The sequence below is a fragment of the Stenotrophomonas sp. YIM B06876 genome (genome assembly GCF_030711595.1).
Lineage (GTDB): Bacteria > Pseudomonadota > Gammaproteobacteria > Xanthomonadales > Xanthomonadaceae > Stenotrophomonas.
Map to the genome: position 1 here is coordinate 1 of NZ_JAUJUJ010000656.1, position 342 is coordinate 342.

At 65.8% G+C, this 342-nt stretch carries 1 protein-coding gene; it reads left to right on the top strand.

The genetic code is table 11. The features are described 5' to 3' along the window. Positions 1-342 (top strand): IclR family transcriptional regulator C-terminal domain-containing protein (locus tag QZH66_RS18895; RefSeq protein WP_305807303.1); only part of this gene is annotated, 342 nt, incomplete at both ends.

Genomic DNA, 342 nt, shown 5'->3' on the forward strand with positions numbered 1-342 from the left:
GAAGAAGGCGCATTTCCCATCAAGGCCTTGGTCCTTCAGGTTGGCGGCCTGCGTCTGCTGGGAGTGGGATCTGCGGGCAGCGCCCTGCTGGCCACGCTGCCAGAGGAAGAGATCGATGCGCTGCATGCCCGACAGCGGCTGGAGCTTCCTCCTGCGCGGCGCTCGCTCGCACAGCTCAAGAGACAGGTGGCGCAAACCCATCGGCGCGGCTACGCGAATACCGACGACCTTGTGGCGGACGGTGTGAGTGGCGTGGGCGTCGCCTTTGAGGTAACGCCAGACACGTATGCAGCCATCAGCGTGGGCGCCATCAGAAGCCGCTTGCGCGAGGAGCGCCGGCTT